Origin of the sequence: Alteraurantiacibacter aestuarii, assembly GCF_039523595.1 — a bacterium.
GTDB lineage: Bacteria > Pseudomonadota > Alphaproteobacteria > Sphingomonadales > Sphingomonadaceae > Alteraurantiacibacter > Alteraurantiacibacter aestuarii.
This window is the reverse complement of sequence record NZ_BAAAFP010000002.1, coordinates 1,883,984-1,902,698: the sequence shown is the minus strand read 5'-3', so window position 1 is coordinate 1,902,698 and position 18,715 is coordinate 1,883,984. Positions and strand designations below refer to the sequence as shown.

The window sequence follows — 18,715 nt, the reverse complement described above, 5'->3', positions numbered from 1 at the left end:
GAGGCAGGCGCAGGCGATAGGGCAAAGAACCCGCCCTCAGGTAGCCAAAGGCGATAGGGCAAAGAACCCGCCCTCAAGTAGCCGAAGGCGATAGGGCAACGAACCCGCCCTCAAGTAGCCGAAGGCGATAGGGCAACGAAAAGGAGTGGTGCCCAGGGGCGGAGTCGAACCACCGACACGACGATTTTCAGTCGTCTGCTCTACCACTGAGCTACCCGGGCATCGCCGCGGCGGCGATCCTTCAAACAAGGACCGGCGAGCGAATGGAAGCGGCGCTATGGCGAAGCCTTTCGCGCTTGGCAAGGGGGGTTTTCAATCCTCCCGCCCAATATCCTCGGCAAAATCTTCCGGGTTCACTGCCGGGCCGGGCACGGCATATCCATCGCCGAACCATTTTGCCAGATCGCGGTCCTTGCAACGTGCCGAGCAGAAGGGGCGGAAGTCTGCGTTGCGGGGCTTGCCGCAGATGGGGCATTTCTTCGAATTTGCAGTCATAATGGCACTGCCTGCGCGAAACCGCTTTGCGGTGCAAGTGCCGGGTCCGGCGCCATGCGCAGCTCGCGCCCGGTGCGCCGCGCCAGCTCCGCCAGCCACTCGGGCGTCAGGCGGGCGATCACGGCGGGATGGGCGGTGAGCAGGATCGCGCCGGGATCGGTCACTTCCTCTGCCTGACGCAGCAGCAGGCGCGCGGCGGAACCGGCGGGATCGTGCTGGATGCGGTGGAGAATGGACGGGCGCACCAGCCGGGCGACGATCTGCACGAAGCCAAAGCCGTTCATGGCCGTTCGCTCATGATCGAAATCGGCCAGAGCGCCAGCCAGATGGACATCCACGGCCTTGCGCTCATCCTTGGCCTGCAAGGTGGGGAAATCCACCCCGATCACGCCGCCAAGGCCAAAGCGGGCGATGGCGCGGGCCAGCGGATCGATCGCCTCCAGCGCCAGGTCGCGCGGAGGCAGCGTGCCGTCCACGTCGACCAGCGTCATCGCCGGCGTGGGCGAGAAATGCAGCGAACCGCGCGGGAATTCGCAAATGCCGGACTGCGCCTCGGTGCAAATCTCCTCCCAGCATCCGCGCGGGAAGCGGCGCACCACGCGCGCGCCCAGTTGCTCGGCCAGAGTGGGCGCGGGGCAGGGCGGGGCCTGCGTGGGCCGGGCATGGGCCAGCTTCACGCGGCTCCCCTCGCCAATGCGGGACCGGGTCACTTCCAGACGGATCGCAGACCCTTCGCTGGCATCCTTTGGCAGGCGGTCCACCAGCGCTTCCTCGCCGCTGGCAAAGCGCGCGCGGCCGCGTTTGGCGCCTTTTGCGCGCGAAACCAGTATGGCGTCTTCGATCTGGCCCACAGCCAGTTCGCCCGGCCAGGCGACATGCGCGGCAAGCGCCTCGCCATCTTCCACCAGAATGGCGCGTTCCTCGCCAATACCCTGTTCAACAAGCCAGTCAGCCAATGGGAAACCCCGCAGATTTGAGTACGCTGCGCGTTTCGAACAGCGGTAGGCCGACAACGCCCGAATGGCTGCCGGAAATCCATGCGATCAAGCCTTCGGCGGCGCCCTGAATGGCATAGCCGCCAGCCTTGCCGTGCCACTCGCCGCTGGCGATATAGGCGTCGATCTCCTGCGCGGTCAGGCGCTTGAAGCGCACCTTGGTCTCGCTCAGACGTTCCTGCATGCTGCCGTCGGGCGCACGCAGGGCAATGGCGGAAAGCACCACGTGGCGGCGGCCTGAAAGCAGTTCGAGGCAGGCGCGTGCAGTCGCTTCATCCTCGGCCTTGGGCAGGATGCGGCGACCCAGCGCCACGACCGTATCGCCCGCCAGCACATGCGCGGCATCCTCTGCCGCCGCTTCGGCCTTTTCGCGGGCCATGCGCGTGGCATAGTCGCGCGCGCGCTCCGCCTTGTGCGGCGTTTCGTCAATATCGGCAGGGTTGATGTGGTCAGGCGCTATGCCCAGCCGCGCGATCAATTCGCGCCGGCGCGGGCTGGCAGAGGCGAGGACGAGCTGGGGCGTGCTCACGCCCGGCCGGTCTATTGCGGCCCCGGACCGCTGCGTCCCGGCATGAAGCGATAGGTGATGCGGGCCTTGGTCAGATCATAGGGGGTGAGTTCGCACAGAACCTCGTCACCCACCAGCACACGGATACGGTTCTTGCGCATGCGGCCAGCGGTGTGGCCCAGCACTTCGTGGCCATTTTCAAGCTCTACCCGGAACATCGCGTTTGGCAGCAGCTCCACCACCTTGCCGCGCATTTCGAGGAGTTCTTCCTTAGCCATTTAAATCAGTTTTCCGTGTGCAAATTTCGCCATGGCGGCGCGCCATAGCGGCGAGCGGGCAAAAAGGGAAGTCTCCCCGTGATTTGCCGGTAAATTTGCCTCGGAAACCAGCCGGGAAATGATCGGCCAAGACAGCTTGGATACATTTGCGACATTTTATTACCCCATGCCGTATTGTGCGATTGTGCAGTGCCGCACATATGCCTCGCCGGGGCCTGGAATTGGATCATGTCCGGAGTAATAATTTGCGCCTGAAACACTCGGCCAGTCTGACTGCTATCGCCATAAGTCTGTCGCTTGCGCCATATTCGGCTGCACGGGCGCAGAGCGGCGCGCCTATCATCGGACAGGATGACGGGGACACCACAGAGGCCAGTCCCAATCCCCGCGCGGACTATGACGAGGATACGATCGTTGTCCTTGGCGCGCGTCTGCTGGGCCAGATCGAGGCGCCGCAGCCGCCGATCCTGGAGCTGACGCAGGAAGACATCGCCGCCTATGGTGCTGGCTCCATTGCCGAACTGATCCAGGCGCTGGGCCCGCAGGTGTCCAGTTCGCGCGGACGTGGCGGCGGCGGCTTTCCGGTCATTCTGGTCAATGGTGTGCGCATCGCCTCATTCCGCGAATTGCGCAGCTATCCGCCCGAAGCGATCGAGAAATTCGAGGTTTTCCCTGAGGAAGTTGCGCTGCAATATGGCTATGCGCCGGATCAGCGCGTGGTCAATGTCATCCTCAAGGACAATTTCTCCAGCCGCGAACTGGAGGGCCAATACGGTCAGCCATTCGACGGCGGCTACTCAACGCAGGAAGTTGAAGCGACCTATCTGCGGATTGACGGGCCTTCGCGGCTGAACGTCAATCTTGGGTGGGACAATTCCAGCCTGCTGACAGAGGCAGAACGCTCCATCGTGCAATCGGGCGGCGTGCCTGATCTGGCCACCGATCCCGATCCGGCTGACTATCGCAGCCTGGTGAGCGATTCTGCCGGGGTGGAAGCCACGGTGAACTGGAGCACCACTATCGGCGCAGGCAATTCGCTCAGCCTCAACGCCACGTTCGAGCGCGATGACAGCCAGCGCCTGCAGGGCCTGGACACGGTGTTGCTGACCGACGCGGGCGGCAACAGCCTGCTGCGCAGCTTCAACGAAACCGATCCGCTGGCAGTCGATCGTCGCAGTGACACCTATGCAGGCGGCGCCTCCATCAATCTGGGCGTGGGCGACTGGCAGGTCACCGGCACGCTGGATGGCAGCCATGCCAGCACCCGCAACCTGACGCAGCGCAGGCTCGATACCACCGCCCTGGTGGCTGCCGCCGCTGCGGGCACGCTGGCCATCGATGCCGATCTTGGCACTTTTCCCGATGCCGGATTTGAAGAGGCGCTGACCAAGACGGACACCGCCAGCGCCCTTGCCACCGCGCGCGGCACGCCGTTCTACCTGCCTGCCGGTGATGTGAACGTCACATTCAATGCCGGCTATGACTGGAACCGCATTGAAAGCCAGGACACGCGCAATCCCGGCCTGCTGACATCGCTCAAGCGCGGTGATCTGACGGCGGGTTTCAACATCGGCATCCCGCTGACCAGCCGCCGCGATGATGTGCTGGCCGCGCTGGGCGATATCAGTGTGAATGCCAGCGCCGGCATCGATCACCTCTCCGATTTCGGCACTTTGTATGATTGGAACCTGGGCCTGACCTGGGGTGTCACCGAAACGCTGACTTTCAACGTCAGCTATATCAACCGCGATACCGCGCCTTCGCTGGGCCAGCTGGGCAATCCTGAAATTGCCACGCCCAACGTGCCGATTTTTGATCTTTCCACTAATCAGACCGTGCTGGTCACGGTCATTACCGGCGGCAATCCCCTGCTGCCCGCACAGAGCCAGAAGGACTGGAAGCTGGGCGTGCAATGGGAACTGCCGTTCCTTGAAGGCGCCAATTTCTCGCTCGATTATGTCCGCAACGCCTCCACCGACGTGGCAGCCGGCTTCCCGGTCCTGACCCCGGCGATAGAGGCGGCCTTCCCGGATCGCTTCGTGCGTGATGGCGGCGGCACTCTGGTCCAGATTGACCAGCGACCGGTGACCTTTGCCAGGCAGGATGAAGAGCGCCTGCAATTCGGCATCAACCTGTCCGGCCAGATCGGCGGCGACGGAGCCAGTGGCGGCGGCGGCGGCGGTGGTGGTCGCGGCGGCTTCGGCGGTGGCGGTGGCCCTCCCGGCGGCTTTGGCGGTTTTGGCGGCGGTGGCCCTCCCGGTGGCGGCGCGCCTGCTGGCGGACCGCCTCCCGGTGGTTTTGGCGGTTTTGGCGGCGGCGGCGGGCAAGGTGGCCCTCCCGCAGGCTTCCAGGCCGATCCCGCCCGCTTTGCGCAGATGCGCGCGACATTCTGCGATGCCGATCCCGATGTGGTGCGCGGCCAGCTTAACGATGCGCTTGCCGCCTCGCGATCGGGCCAGGAAATGCCCGTCGGGGCAGATGGCCAGGCGATGGCTATCCCGCCGCAGATGCTGGAGCGGCTCGCGGGTGAGGACGGACAGATCGATCCGGAGCGCTTCAACGCCATTCGTACACGCATTTGCAGCACCGATGGCCCGCCGCAATTCGCCGGTGGCCAAGGTGCTCCCGGCGCACCCGGTGCGGCTGGCGGCCCGCCGCAGGCTGGTGCCGCGCAGGGCGGTCCGCCGTCAGCTGGCGGCGGCGGTGGCGCTGGTGGCCTGCCATTTGGCCCCGGACGCGGCGGCTCCGGCGGTCGCTGGTTCGTGAACCTGCAATATAATCTGGAACTTCAGAACAAGGTGCTGATCGCGCCGGGAATTCCGGTTCTGGACCTGCTCGATGGCGATGCGCTGGCGGGCGGCGGACAGGCGCGCCACTCGGCAAATCTGCGTGTGGGCACATTCTACAACGGTTTCGGCCTGATCTGGGATGGGCGCTATACCGGCTCCTCCACCATCAATGGCACCGGATTGCCGGGCAGCACGGATCTGGCATTCGGCGATTACTTCACCCTCAACGTGCGCGCCTTTGCCGATCTGGGCCAGCGGGCCAAGCTGGTGGAGGCGGTGCCACTGCTCGCCGGATCACGGGTTGGCATCGGAATCGACAATATCTTCGACGCCCGCCAGCGCGTGACGGATGATGCCGGACTGGTTCCGCTGCGTTACCAGCCGTTCCTGATTGATCCGATCGGGCGCAGCTTCGAGATCGAGTTCCGCAAGCTGTTCTGATCTATCAAAGGGCCTGTCTATCAGAGGGCCTGTCTATCAAAGGGCCTGGGCGGCGGCGAAGGCTGACGACCAGGCCCATTGGAAATTATAGCCGCCCAGCCAGCCGGTCACGTCCACTGCCTCGCCAATGGCGTACAGGCCGGGGACTTTGCTGGATTCCATCGTCTTGGATGAAAGCTCTGCGGTGGAAATGCCGCCCGTGGTGACTTCGGCCTTGGCGAAACCCTCGCTGCCATTGGGGTGGAATTCCCAGCGCGCCAGCCGCGCTTCGGCTGCATGCAGCGCCTTGTCGGTCTTGTTGCCCAGGTCGCCTTCCAGCCCGAGTTGATCGGCCAGCACATCGGCCAGCCTTGCCGGCAGATGTTCGCGCAGGATTGCGCGCAATGTGGCTGATGGCCGCTCTCGCTTGGCATCGACCAGCCAGCCCGCAGTTGCATCGGGCAGGAAGTTGATCGCCAGCGGATCGCCCGGCTTCCAGTAGCTGGAGATTTGCAGGATCACCGGACCGGACAGGCCCTTGTGAGTGAACAGGGCGGCTTCACGAAAGCTGGTCTTGCCCGCCTTCGCCTCCACCGGGGCGGCGACGCCTGACAATTCGCGGAACAGCACTTCATCGCCGCCCAATGTGAGCGGGACGAGGGCCGGGCGCGGTTCGACCACTTTCAGGCCGAATTGCCGCGCCAGATCATAGGCAAAGCCGGTCGCGCCCATTGCCGGAATAGACGGCCCGCCCGTGGCGATCACCAGTGCCGGCGCGGTGAAGCTGCCATATTGGGTCCGCACGGTGAACTGGTCGCCTGCATGGGTGACATCGGAGATTTCCTCATTGCAGCGGATCGTCACCTCACCGGGGCCTGCCGCGCATTCGGCCAGCAGCATGTCGACAATCTGCCGCGCGCTGCCATCGCAAAACAGCTGGCCCAGCGTCTTTTCGTGCCAGGCGATGCCGTGCCGATCGACCAGATCAATGAAGTCGCGCGGCCTGTACCGGCTGAGCGCAGACTTGCAGAAGTGCGGATTGGCGGAGATGTAATTGGCCGCGCTGGCATTCACATTGGTGAAATTGCACCGCCCGCCGCCGGAGATGAGGATCTTCTTGCCCACCTTCTCGCTGCGTTCCAGCACCAGCACATTGCGCCCGCGCTGGCCGGCCATGGCGGCGCACAGCAGGCCCGCAGCTCCGCCGCCAAGGATGATGACATCATATGTGGACATGGCAGCGCGCTTAGCCCTCCAGAAGGACAAGTGCCAAGTGATAAGGGATAATTGAAGCCCGCGCTTTGCCAATTGGCGGCGGCGATCCTATCTCCATGCCCATGTCGCGCACACCCGCCGGAACTCCAGACACGCCGACCGGCTCCGACCGCTTCAATGAGGGGCGGGCGACCTATGTGATGAAGGGCGGGTCTTCCAAGCCCGACATTGAGGCCGGGGTGCAGGCCATTCGCAATGTGGTGAAGACGCTCAAGCCCAAGCCCGGCGTCTACCGCATGCTCGATGCCCGGGGCGACGTTCTGTATGTCGGCAAGGCGCGTGCGCTGAAGAACCGCGTGGCCAACTATACGCAGGTGGCCAACCTCACCAACCGTCTGCAGCGGATGGTCAGCCAGACGCGCAGCATGGAAATCGTCACCACCAATTCAGAGGCCGAGGCGCTGCTGCTGGAAGCGCAGTTCATCAAGAAATTCCGCCCACCTTACAATGTGTTATTGCGTGACGATAAGAGTTTTCCTTTTATCTTGCTGCGCGAGGGCCATGACTTCCCCCGGATCATGAAGCACCGCGGCGCGCGCAAGGCCAAGGGTGCCTATTACGGCCCCTTCGCCAGCGCCGGTTCGGTCAACACCACAATTAACGCGCTTCAGAAGCTGTTCCTTATAAGGTCCTGTACAGACAGCTTTTTCTCTCGCCGGGATCGGCCGTGCCTGCTCTATCAGATAAAGCGCTGCTCGGCCCCGTGCGTGGGGCGGATCGACAAGGTGGGCTATGATGAATTGCTGCATCAGGCCAAGCAGTTCCTCGGCGGCAAATCGGGCGCCGTGCAGGCCAAGATCGAAGCGCAGATGCAGGAGGCGGCAGAGGCGCTCGATTTCGAAAGCGCGGCCATTCTGCGTGATCGTCTGCGTGCGGCCACCTTCATCCAGGGCTCGCAGGCGGTGAACGCAGAAGGCGTGGGCGATGCCGATGTGTTTGCGCTGGCGGCCAAGGGCGGACAGATCGGAATTCAGGCCTTCTTCGTGCGCGGCGGGCAGAACTGGGGCCACCGGGCCTTCTTCCCCACCCACACGCAGGATGTGGAGAAGGAGGAGGTGCTGGCCCGCGTGCTGGGGCAATTCTATGAAGAAGTGCCGCCGCCGCGTACCATATTGGTCGATCGCGAACTGCCCGAGCAGGGCTTGCTGGAGGAAGCTTTCAGCGCATTGGTCGGGCGCAAGGTGGAGATTTCCATTCCCCAGCGCGGAGACCGGCGCAAGCTGATGGAGCAGGCCAGCCGCAACGCCACAGAAGCGCTCGACCGCCGCCTTGCCGAAAGCGGCACACAGGCAAAAACCATGCGCGAGATGGCCGAATTCCTTGAACTGGCGGACGTTCCTGCGCGTATCGAGATCTACGACAACAGTCATATCCAGGGCACTAATGCCGTGGGCGCGATGGTGGTGGCTGGGCCGGAGGGTTTCCTCAATAACCAGTATCGCAAGTTCAACATCAAGAGCGCGCAGACCAATGATGATTTCGGCATGATGCGCGAAGTCATGCATCGCCGTTTCAGCCGTGCGATGAAGGAAGACCCGGACCGGGCCAGAACTGGGGAGGGCGGAATGTGGCCCGATCTGGTGCTGATCGATGGCGGCAAGGGCCAGATGTCCAGCGTGCGCGATACGCTGGAGGAGCTGGGGATTGAAGACGTGCCGCTGATCGCGATTGCCAAAGGCCCGCATCACGGGCGCGAGGGGCGCGAAGTGTTCCACTTCCCCGATGGCCGCGAGAAGACCCTGCCGACCAATTCACCGGTCTTGTTCTATCTCCAGCGCCTGCGCGATGAGGTGCACCGCTTTGCCATTGGCGCCCACCGCGCCAAGCGCAGCCGGGCGATCACGGCCAGCCCGCTGGACGAGATTCCCGGTATCGGTCCTGCCCGCAAACGCGCGCTGCTCCTCCATTTCGGCACGGCGGGCAAGATCCGCGCGGCCTCTCTGGAAGACCTCCAGCGCGCTCCGGGTGTGAGCGAAAGCGTGGCGCAGATGATTTACGACTTTTACCATTCGCGGGGGTGAGAAGCATTTGACCGCGAGGCTTATGCGCTACAAGCCCGCGTAATTGGGGCGAGGGAGAGGGCAGGTCTTGAATTATTTCCGCATTTTGACGGGCGCGGCGCTGGCTGTGGCCTGCGGGTTTGCGCAGATCGCATCGGCGCAAACCTCCGGTTCGGCTGAAATCTGGGCAACGCAGGGCGAAGGCTGTTCTGCCCGGGCGGACGAGTCCGAGCCGTGGACCAACACCTCCTACACGCCTGAATGCCGGGCGTCTTTCGTGCTCGACCGGTTCACCACGCTGGATGAAAAACTGCTGTTCCTGGGCCGCGTGCCGGTGGGGATCAGCCCCGATGGCAAAGCGGCCGTGCGCGATGTGGTGGCCGAGCTGGGATTGCCGCAAATCGGCGCATCCGATGGGCCCGCAGGCCTAACCGCTGCGGGCAGCGGAGCCACCGCGCTGCCGTCTCCCATCACCGTAGCGGCCAGTTTCGACCGCGCCATCGCCGCGCGATATGGCGCCTTGCTGGCAGACGAATTCCGCGCTTCGGGCCGCGGCGTGATTCTCGGCCCGGCCTATGACATTGCCCGTAACTGGCGCTTTGGCCGCCTGTCGGAAAGCATGGGAGAGGACCCGTTCCTGACTGCGGAAGTGGCCGCATCTCAGGTGGGTGCGCTGACCGAAGGCGGCGTCCTGGCGATGATGAAGCATTATGCCGTCTATGCGCAGGATGCCGGGCGCGTGGGGGACCAGCCTTCCGGTTCCGGCGCGGCGGGCAATAATATCGTCAGCGAACGGGCCATGCGGGAGATTTACCTGCCCGGTTTCCGCGCCGGTGTGCAGCGCGGCGGAGCGGGCGCGGTGATGTGTTCCTTCCCGCGCATCAACGGCGTCTATGCCTGCGAGAACGCCCATCTGTTCGACATATTGAAGCGCGAATGGGGCTTTGATGGCTATGCCGCGCCCGATTTCCCTTCGGCACAGCGCAGCATCACCCGTGCGGTGCTGGCGGGTCTGGACGCGGGATCGATCGGCCCCAGTCCAGTCAATGCCGCGCTGGCAGAGGAAAAGCCCCTGCGGCAGGCGGTGCCGGACGGCGAAGTGCCGATGGCGCGGATTGATGACATGATCCTGCGCCGACTGGTCCCGGCCTTCCGCATCGGCCTGATGGACAATCCGCCAGAGCGCACGCGTGACGTGATCTCCACGCCGCAAAACCGCGCTGCTGCCGCCGATATTCTGGCTTCGGGCAGTGTGCTGCTGCGCAATCAGGGCGGCATATTGCCGTTTGGACCCGATGTTACGTCGATTGCCGTGATCGGCCTGCAGGCAAGCGATCTGGCCGTGGTGGTGGAGCAAGGTTCTCCCTTCGTTGCGCCGGCGCATTTCCAGCCGGCATTTCCTGCCATTGCGGAGCGCGCGGGGGAGGACATTGCCGTTACCTACTCCGCTGGGACGCTGGGCCTTCGCGCCCTGCCTGCGCCCGATCCGGAGCAATTTGCTACGCCCGATGGTGAGCCGGGTTTCCTGGCGCAATATTATTCGAGCGCTGACCTGGAGTTCCCGCAGTCCGCGCGGGCGGAGGAAGTGGTGGAAGACCCGTCGCTTGCCGCAGCGCCTGCCATTCCGGGCCTGCCGCGCAACAATCGCTGGTCGGTGCGCTATGACAGCGTGTTTACGCCCGACCAGAGCGGGCTGCACCGCTTCAGCCTGCACGGATCGGGCAGCGCGCGGCTGTGGATCGGCGGAGAGCTGATGGGTGAGTTCGCCCACGCCGATTTCGGCAATGCTCTATTCGCCAATGTGGAACTGCCGTCGCTGGAACCGGTGGCGATCCGCATCGAATATACGCCGCGCAGCGCGCTTCGGGCAGAGCGGATGGAAATGTTCGGCATGGAGATGGGGCTGACGCTGCGCTTTGGCCATGCAGGACCGGACAATCTGATCCGCGATGCCGCTGCCGCCGCACGGGAGGCCGATGTGGCCGTGGTGTTCGTGGGAGAGCTGGTGGGTGAGGGGATGGACCGCACCTCGCTGGAATTGCAGGCGGATCAGGACCGGCTGATCGACGCCGTGGCGCGCGCCAATCCCAATACGGTGGTCATCCTCAACACCGGTGGTCCGGTGGCGATGCCGTGGCTGGACGATGTGGCGGCGGTGATGGAAATGTGGCTTCCCGGCGATGCATTCGGTCCCGCTGTCGCCGCACTGCTGTTCGGCGATAGCGAACCGCGCGGGCGATTGCCGGTAACTTTTCCTGCCGATGCATCGCAGGGTGCGGCCACGCTGGCGCACCAGATGCCCGGCCTGATCGATCCGCCAACAGGATCGCTGGGCGATGCCCATTTCGATGAGGGGGTCTTCGTTGGCTATCGCTATTTCGACCGCTTCGGACAGCAGCCGCTGTTCCCCTTCGGCCACGGGCTTTCCTATGGCGCGATGGAGATGGAATTGCTCGACGCTGAAATGCGCGAGGACGGCTCGCTGCTGGCGCAGGTAATCGTGCGCAATTCCGGAGACCGTGTGGGAACGGCAGTGCCGCAGCTCTATCTGGCATTTCCGCCCGAAACCGGCTCCGCGCCCTGGCAGCTCAAGGGCTTTGCCAGTGTCACCGTGGCAGCGGGCGAGGAGGAAATGGTGGAGATTGCCGTGCCTGCCGACGCTTTCCAGTATTGGGATTCGGCGCGGGCGGACTGGCAGATTGCCGGGGGAACCTATGCGCTGCGGCTTGGTGCATCATCGCGCGATGTGATCAGCGAAATGGCCTTCGAGATCAGTCCCTAGGCCGGATCAGTCTTTGGGGGTGACGGCGCGCAGCATGCCTTCCTGCGCCACGCTGGCCACCAAACGGCCATCGCGGGTGAATATCTGGCCACGGCCAAATCCGCGCGCCATGCCCGACCAGGGGCTGTCTGTTACGTAGAGCATCCAGTCATCGGCGCGGAAATCGCCGTGGAACCAGATCGCATGATCCAGGCTGGCAGCCTTGACCTCACCCTTCTGGAAGCTGAGCCCGTGCGGTTGCAGCGCGGTGGAAAGCAGCTGGAAATCGCTGGTATAGGCCAGCACGGCGCGGTGGATGGGGCGGTAATCGGGCAGGTTGGCGACGGTGCGGAACCAGCAATGGGCGCGTGGTTCGCGTTTTTCCGGGTTCAGCCAGTCACGCGGTTCGACAGAGCGAAAATCGATCGGGCGCGGACGCAACATCAGCTGCTTCATCAGTCCATCGGGCAATTGCTCGGCCACTTCGCGGCGAACTTCCGAATCGGGCCGTAGTTCTTCGGGCGGGGGAACATCGGGCATCTGCGCCAGCTGGTGGTGCATGCCTTCTTCCACCTTCTGGAAGCTGACGATCAGGTTCAGGATCGGCTCGCCATTCTGGCTGGCGACAACCCGGCGATTGGAAAAGCTGCGCCCGTCCAGATCGCGCTTCACGCGAAATTCGATAGGGAACTTGTCATCGCCGCCGCGCAGGAAATAGGCATGCAGTGAATGTGTGTGGCGATCATCGGGTACGGTGCGCCGCGCCGCGCCCAGCGCCTGGGCAATGGCTTGCCCGCCAAAAACGCGGCCCATGCCTTCGGGATGGCGCGGTCCGATGAAACGATCACCGCCACGCGGCTCCAGATCGAGCAGCAGCATAAGCTCTGCCACGAGCTGCTCCGGGGTGGGGTGGTTCTGAATCAACGAGGCCATCGCTTACGGCAATGGGCGGCCAGAACGCGTCAGTCAATCTATGCCGGGAATACGCCGTGCCGCGCGCCACGCCAGCGCCTTGATATTGTTGGAGCCGGGCCAGCGCCTCGGCGGTTTGGGATTGAGCCCGAAATTGCGCAGAATGGAGTTGAATGCCCGTGCATCCGCCTCGGCAAAGCTCCATTCGCTGCGCCAGGTAATCGACAGGGAAACAGACACTTCATTGCCATTCTTGACAAAATGTGGAGCCATGACCGGGATGAACAATGCGTCACCCGGTTGCAGGGAAACGCGCGTCCCATGCGTGGCCATTTCATCGTTCCAGGGCAATTCGGCCCCGCCGCCGCGGTGATAGGCTTCATGCTTTTCGTGGGGCGCAAAACGTTCATCGCCAGCCGGAAAGACCGTCAGCACCTTGGAGCCGCGCAGCTGCATCAGGATATTGTGCTCAGGGTCGAAGTGAAACGGTGTGACCCCGCCGGCGGAAGTGATGAAGATGAAGCACTGCAGGTTCATCATCGCACCGGTGCGCGGTTCCACCTGCGGTCGCAGTTCGTCCAGAAGATCGCTCAGCAATTGCCGATAGGCGGGATGCTGTTCCGCCCGCTTGAGCATTACCCAGCTGTGGGCGCTCTCGATCGCGCGGATGGTCTCCCCGCCAGACAGGCCGGTCTCCTGCGGCTTGCCGTCAACCCCGATGGGGAGGTCCGCCGGATTGCATTCCACCGAATCGTCAGGGAGGAAATCCGCCAGCGCGGCGAGCGATTCCAGGCTCATCAGCCTGTGCGTTCCCAGCGCGTGCACAAGCTTGCACGGCGCTTCGGGATAATGCGCGGCGAACTCCTGGTGTGAATTTGGGGGAAACACAGTCATGACCGGGCCGCCTCTCCTTGCCTCGCCATTTCGAGCGAGAGAATCTGTTCGAAAGCTGTCCTGCGCAACCTTCCGCCAATGCCGATGGAAATGCGGCCGATCGGGCGCCGTGCTGCCCACAGATCGGACATCACCGGATGGTCCGGGGCGGCACAGCTGTCACACCAGGCAATATCCTTGCGATCGAGGGTGGCGAGATATTCGCGTTCCAGCAGCACGCCGGGTGAGAAGGCTGAGAACTCTTCGTCAAAGGCGGTCTTGAAGCCGAATGAACCGGGCCGGTCGATGAGATTGGCCAGCATGGCAATCGGCCTGCCACGGTGCATCAGGCTGAGGCGGACAAGCTTGCCCTTCCTGGCCGCACCCAGCATGGACTGGCGGAAGAACTGCGAGGTATCCGGGGTGCTGGCGAGAGCGGATCCGGATTTTCCTTTCCAGCCGGATGCTTCCAGCAGCAGGAAATCCTCGCACCAGCGAACGATATCGTCCTCATCCCATTGCCACGCGAATTCAGTCGGGCCAGCTTCGCACAGGCGGTTGAACTGCCTGCGCATTTCCTTGCGGCGCTTTTTGGAGGTCACGGTTTCGAGATAGTCTTCGGCTGAATGCGGCGATGCCAGCATCGGGCGTTCCTGGCGCATGACGATGCCCGACAGGCGCGATTGATCGGCCAGCACATCCTCCAGCGCTTCATGCAGGGGACCGGACAGCGGAAGGTGGATCAGATGCATGAACATGGATGCTTGCGCATGGCTATCGGCCCAGCGCAGCATTTCCTGCCAGAACACCCGCTCACAGCCCAGGGCCACCAGCGGTGTTCCCAGGAAGCAGTTGGAATGTGCCCAATTGGCCAGATGCGGAAAGGGATAGCGATAATAACGCGGGCTGCGCGTGATCGGCATCAGCCCGGCCAACTGACCTTCCACGCTAAGGCAGAGGAATTTGACATGGCGGGATGCATCGAGCGCGCGCAGGGCGGGAAGCAGGAACCAGCTTTCGAAGAAGGGATTGGGCTCGCTGGCCCATTGCGCCAGCGCGTCCCAATGGCCGATCCTGTCTGCCCGGTCGAATTCCGACCACGGGCAGGAGCGCATGACGATTTTTGGAGAGGCAAAGGGCGCACGTACAGGATCATCGCTCTGACAAGATGCGCGCAAATCCGGAAATGGCACATTCCTGGCCACGTGCTTGGTTAACCTCCTTGCAGGGTTCCCCAAGAAGCCTGCGCCTTTTGCCTAGCAGCGCAGGGCGAAGGAAGGTTTAACCTTCAGGGTAAAGAAAACCCTGCCAACCGGTCCCCCGCATCAAGCGGGAAACTGGCGGGCAGGGTCCTTTCGTTGCCTGATTCCAAGCAAGGAGCTGTTGTTATGCGACCAGGGCCGCGAGCAGTAACAGGGCAACGATATTGGTGATCTTGATCATCGGGTTGACGGCAGGGCCAGCAGTATCCTTGTAGGGATCGCCAACCGTGTCGCCCGTCACCGCGGCCTTGTGGGCTTCTGAACCCTTGCCGCCGTGATTGCCGTCTTCGATGTACTTCTTGGCATTGTCCCACGCACCGCCACCGGCAGTCATGGAAAGGGCCACGAAGATGCCCGAAACGATCACACCCAGCAGCAATGCGCCAAGAGCGGCAAAGCCATTGTCCTGACCTGCAATCGCGGTGATCACGAAATAGACCACGATGGGAGCAAGCACCGGCAGCAGCGAGGGAATGATCATTTCCCGGATCGCCGCCTTGGTCACCAGATCGACCGTGCGGGCATAGTTGGGACGGCTGGTGCCGGCCATGATGCCCGGATCATTGGCGAACTGTTCACGCACGTCCTTGACCACGTCACCCGCAGCGCGGCCAACGGCGGTCATGCCCATCGCACCAAACAGGTACGGAAGCAGCGCGCCGAGCAGCAGGCCAACGATCACATAGGGGTTTTCAAGGCTGAAGCTGACCTCGCCATTGGCAAGATTTCCGTCCGAAAATGCCGGGAAGAATTCTTTCAGGTCAGCGGTGTAGGCCGAGAACAGCACCAGTGCGGCAAGTCCGGCGGAACCGATGGCATAGCCCTTGGTCACAGCCTTGGTGGTGTTGCCCACCGCGTCCAGTGCATCGGTCTTTTCCCGAACGCTTTCGTCCAGCTCGGCCATTTCGGCGATGCCGCCGGCGTTGTCCGTGACAGGACCGTATGCATCCAGAGCCACCACCATGCCAGCCAGCGCCAGCATAGAGGTTGCGGCAAAGGCAATGCCCATCAGGCCGGCCAGCTGGTAGGTCACGATGATACCGATCACGATCACCAGCGTGGGCAATGCAGTCGATTCAAGGCTGATCGCCAGACCCTGGATGACATTGGTGCCGTGGCCGGTTTCAGACGATTTCGCGATCGAACGGACCGGACGATATTGCGTGCCGGTGTAATATTCGGTGATCCAGATGATCAGGCCGGTAACAGCCAGACCCACCATCATCGACCAGAACAGCGACATGCCGGTGAAGGTGAGTTCACCCACGGTGTAGCTCTGGCCCATGCCGATGGCATATTCGGTGGCCCACCAGATCGCCGGGATAGACAGCACCGCAGTGGTGATGAAGCCCTTGTACAGCGCGCCCATGATGTTGTTCGATTTGCCCAGGCGGACCATGTAGGTTCCGATGATCGAAGTGACGATGCAGACACCGCCAACCAGCAGCGGCAGGCTCATCAGCGCCTTCAGCTCTTCACTGGCGAGGCCAGTGAACAGCAGTGCGGTCAGCACCATGGTGGCGCCAACGGTCACGACATAGGTTTCGAAAAGGTCGGCGGCCATGCCGGCGCAATCGCCCACATTGTCACCCACATTGTCGGCAATGGTGGCCGGGTTGCGGGGGTCATCTTCCGGGATGCCAGCTTCAACCTTGCCCACCAGATCGGCGCCAACGTCTGCGGCCTTGGTAAAGATACCGCCGCCCAGACGCGCAAAGATCGAAATCAGCGAAGCGCCGAAGGCCAGGCCAACCAGCGCGTCGATAATCTCGCGCTTTTCACCCAGAACGGTGAGGTCGAGCGCCATCGGCCCGGTCAGCACATAGAAGAACACGGCAATGGCCAGCAGGGCCAGGCCCGCCACCAGCATGCCGGTGACAGCGCCAGCGCGGAACGCCACGGTCAGGCCTTGCTGAAGGCCGGTCTGCGCAGCTGCCGCGGTACGCACGTTGGCGCGCACGGAAATGTTCATGCCGATGAAGCCGGCAAGGCCCGAAAGCAGTGCGCCGACAACGAAGCCGACGGCGCTGATCTTGCCAAGGAAAGCGAACACCAGCACGGCTACGACAATGCCGACCATGCCAATGGTGCGATACTGACGGCCCAGATAGGCTTGTGCGCCTTCCTGAATCGCTCCGGCGATTTCCTGCATTTTTGCGTTGCCGGCGTCTGCGCCGAGCACCTGGCGGCTGGTGACGATGCCGTAAACGACAGCCAGCAGGCCCAGTATGATTGATATGACGACTAGGTCCATGACCCGTTATTCCCCCTCACCAAAATTAAAACGGCCCGGTTTTCCCGGGTCCGACAGAGGGCAATATGGCTAGATGCAGAGGGGCCATCAGGCAAGCGCAAAGGGCCATTTTCCCCCGTGAAGGCCCTAATTATGGCTGTATCCAAGCCCGTCCGCATTGATCAGCGCTTCGCCATCGAGGAATAGCGGGGCAAATCCGCGAATCTCCGCCATGCCGATCCGGGTGGCGGGGACAGGCGGCGCGGTTCCACCGGGCAGGGTGAACAGCAGTTCGTAATCATCGCCCCAGACCAGCGCATCGCTGCGCCTTTCCTGCGGGGCATCTATCGGAACCAGCCGGCTCTCTATCGAAAGCGAGACATGGCTTGCCTCGGCCATGCGGAACGCATCGAGCAGCAGGCCGTCGGAGATGTCCATCATGGCGGTTACCTCGCCTGCCAGCAGCTGACCTTCCGCCAGCCGCGCCATCGGGCGCAGATAGGCGGAGGCATCCGCGCCAGAACCTGCCCGCAAGGCCTCAAACCCCATCATCGCCGCCCCCAGCGCGCCGGTGACATACAGCGCATCGCCGGGCCGCGCGCCCGATCTGGAGGGGACAGGCACATGGGTGGCGCGGCCAATGGCTGTCAGCCCGTGAGAGCGCGGGCCCGATCCCGAAACGCTGTCTCCGCCCAGCAGCGGGACGTTGTAATGCGCCAGCACGTCTTTCAGGCCGGAGATGAAATCGGCATCGTCATCGCCCAGCATATGGCCGATCAGCACACCCAGCGGTTCCGCGCCCTTGGCGGCAAGGTCGGACAGGTTGCAGGCCACCAGCTTCCACGCCACATCGGCCATGTCCGCGCCGCGCAGGTAATGCGTGCCTTCCACCATCATGTCATGCGTCAGCACCAGCGTTTCGCCGCCCACTTCCAGCACCGCGCAATCATCCAGCAGGCCGCGCGCGGCGGGGTGGGTCGCGATGGCGCGCAGGGCTTTGATGAATTCCAGCTCGCTTGTCATGGCAGTTTCATGTGCCGGGGACAGGAGGTTGCCATGGAAAGAATTGCCAAAATCGCCGTCCTTGTCGTTGCCGTCCATGTCTTCGCCGTTTCGCTCGCGGCTCCGGCCGCTGCATGGGGGCCGACAGGTCACCGGGTAAGCGCCGATATCGCACAGCGCAACATCAGCGGCCATACCCGCGCGCACGTGACCATGATCCTGGGGCATGAAGGACTGCCCGAAGCATCGACGGCGCCCGATGAGGAACGATCCAACCCTGCGCCGTTCTGGCAGGAAACGGCATCGCCTTTTCACTATGTCACCCTGCCATCGGGGCGGACAATCGATATGCTGGAACATCCGCCCGAAGGCGATGCCGTCACCGCGCTGGAGATGTTCACCGCCACCCTGCGCGATCCCTCTGCCAGCCGGGATGACAAGGCGCTGGCGCTGCACTTCGTGGTCCATCTGGTGGCGGACCTGCACATGCCGCTGCATGTGGGCAATGGCACGGACCGGGGCGGGAATGACTTCTTCGTGCGCTGGTTTGATATTGCCGAGCCGACCAATCTGCACTGGGTGTGGGATGAAGGAATGATCCAGCGCCAGCAGCTGACCTATTCGGAATATGCAGACCGGCTGGTCGCGCGCACTGATCCGGCTGACGTGATCAGCTGGTGGCAGGCCGATCCCGCCGTGTGGATGCAGGAAAGCGCCGATCTGCGTGACCGCATCTATCCCGCAACCGGAGGCGAGGTAGGCGAAAGCACGCGGGAAAGCCCGGTGCGCCTGTCATGGGATTATGACTACCGGTGGCGGCCGCAGATGGAACTGCGCCTTCAGCAATCGGGCTATCGCCTTGCGGCCTATCTCGACTGGGTTTTTGCCGAGGTGGAAACGCCGCAATAACGC

General features: G+C 63.2%; 14 protein-coding genes and 1 tRNA gene. 4 read left to right on the top strand and 11 right to left on the bottom strand.

What is annotated here, in order from left to right; translation table 11 throughout:
* Positions 1 to 146: 146 nt before the first annotated feature.
* From ABDZ98_RS12735 to infA, 5 genes are all read right to left on the bottom strand, one after another.
* Positions 147 to 221 (bottom strand) — tRNA-Phe (locus tag ABDZ98_RS12735).
* A 91-nt stretch (positions 222 to 312) separates the two neighbouring features.
* On the bottom strand, positions 313 to 495 hold the full coding sequence (locus ABDZ98_RS12730; RefSeq protein WP_343808619.1) for a DNA gyrase inhibitor YacG: 183 nt from the start codon (positions 493 to 495) through the stop codon (positions 313 to 315).
* Positions 492 to 1,451, bottom strand: a complete 960-nt coding sequence (locus ABDZ98_RS12725; RefSeq protein ID WP_343808616.1) for a ribonuclease E/G family protein — start codon at positions 1,449 to 1,451, stop codon at positions 492 to 494. Before ABDZ98_RS12725 ends, ABDZ98_RS12730 begins: the two co-directional genes overlap by 4 nt.
* Entirely contained in the window at positions 1,444 to 2,019 is a 576-nt protein-coding gene (locus ABDZ98_RS12720; protein ID WP_343808613.1) for a Maf family protein, read from the bottom strand. The genes ABDZ98_RS12725 and ABDZ98_RS12720 overlap by 8 nt, the downstream gene beginning before the upstream one ends.
* An 11-nt stretch (positions 2,020 to 2,030) precedes the next feature.
* Positions 2,031 to 2,276, bottom strand: a complete 246-nt coding sequence (gene infA / locus ABDZ98_RS12715; RefSeq protein ID WP_343808610.1) for a translation initiation factor IF-1 — start codon at positions 2,274 to 2,276, stop codon at positions 2,031 to 2,033.
* A 245-nt stretch (positions 2,277 to 2,521) separates the two neighbouring features.
* Between infA and ABDZ98_RS12710 the strand changes: the two genes are divergently transcribed.
* On the top strand, positions 2,522 to 5,506 hold the full coding sequence (locus ABDZ98_RS12710; RefSeq protein WP_343808605.1) for a porin family protein: 2,985 nt from the start codon (positions 2,522 to 2,524) through the stop codon (positions 5,504 to 5,506).
* Between the two features lie 36 nt (positions 5,507 to 5,542).
* Here ABDZ98_RS12710 and ABDZ98_RS12705 read toward each other — a convergent pair whose 3' ends face one another.
* On the bottom strand, positions 5,543 to 6,721 hold the full coding sequence (locus tag ABDZ98_RS12705; RefSeq protein ID WP_343808602.1) for a BaiN/RdsA family NAD(P)/FAD-dependent oxidoreductase: 1,179 nt from the start codon (positions 6,719 to 6,721) through the stop codon (positions 5,543 to 5,545).
* A gap of 101 nt (positions 6,722 to 6,822) precedes the next feature.
* Between ABDZ98_RS12705 and uvrC the strand changes: the two genes are divergently transcribed.
* Positions 6,823 to 8,781 carry an excinuclease ABC subunit UvrC gene (gene uvrC / locus ABDZ98_RS12700; protein WP_343808600.1) on the top strand — a complete coding sequence of 653 codons (1,959 nt, stop codon included), beginning with the start codon at positions 6,823 to 6,825 and terminating at the stop codon, positions 8,779 to 8,781.
* A 67-nt stretch (positions 8,782 to 8,848) separates the two neighbouring features.
* Positions 8,849 to 11,542, top strand: coding sequence for a beta-glucosidase (locus ABDZ98_RS12695; RefSeq protein ID WP_343808597.1), 2,694 nt, complete (start codon positions 8,849 to 8,851; stop codon positions 11,540 to 11,542).
* A 6-nt stretch (positions 11,543 to 11,548) separates the two neighbouring features.
* Here ABDZ98_RS12695 and ABDZ98_RS12690 read toward each other — a convergent pair whose 3' ends face one another.
* From ABDZ98_RS12690 to thiL, 5 genes are all read right to left on the bottom strand, one after another.
* On the bottom strand, positions 11,549 to 12,454 hold the full coding sequence (locus ABDZ98_RS12690) for an acyl-CoA thioesterase (RefSeq protein ID WP_343808594.1): 906 nt from the start codon (positions 12,452 to 12,454) through the stop codon (positions 11,549 to 11,551).
* A 33-nt stretch (positions 12,455 to 12,487) separates the two neighbouring features.
* Positions 12,488 to 13,327, bottom strand: a complete 840-nt coding sequence (locus ABDZ98_RS12685) for a cupin-like domain-containing protein (protein ID WP_343808591.1) — start codon at positions 13,325 to 13,327, stop codon at positions 12,488 to 12,490.
* Positions 13,324 to 14,421: a GNAT family N-acetyltransferase gene (locus ABDZ98_RS12680; RefSeq protein ID WP_343808588.1), complete on the bottom strand. Its 1,098-nt coding sequence runs from the start codon at positions 14,419 to 14,421 to the stop codon at positions 13,324 to 13,326. Before ABDZ98_RS12680 ends, ABDZ98_RS12685 begins: the two co-directional genes overlap by 4 nt.
* A 271-nt stretch (positions 14,422 to 14,692) precedes the next feature.
* Positions 14,693 to 16,822, bottom strand: coding sequence for a sodium-translocating pyrophosphatase (locus ABDZ98_RS12675; RefSeq protein ID WP_343808585.1), 2,130 nt, complete (start codon positions 16,820 to 16,822; stop codon positions 14,693 to 14,695).
* Positions 16,823 to 16,948: 126 nt separating this feature from the next.
* Positions 16,949 to 17,824, bottom strand: coding sequence for a thiamine-phosphate kinase (gene thiL / locus ABDZ98_RS12670; RefSeq protein ID WP_343808582.1), 876 nt, complete (start codon positions 17,822 to 17,824; stop codon positions 16,949 to 16,951).
* Positions 17,825 to 17,857: 33 nt separating this feature from the next.
* Between thiL and ABDZ98_RS12665 the strand changes: the two genes are divergently transcribed.
* Entirely contained in the window at positions 17,858 to 18,712 is an 855-nt protein-coding gene (locus ABDZ98_RS12665) for a S1/P1 nuclease (RefSeq protein WP_343808579.1), read from the top strand.
* Positions 18,713 to 18,715 lie beyond the last annotated feature (3 nt).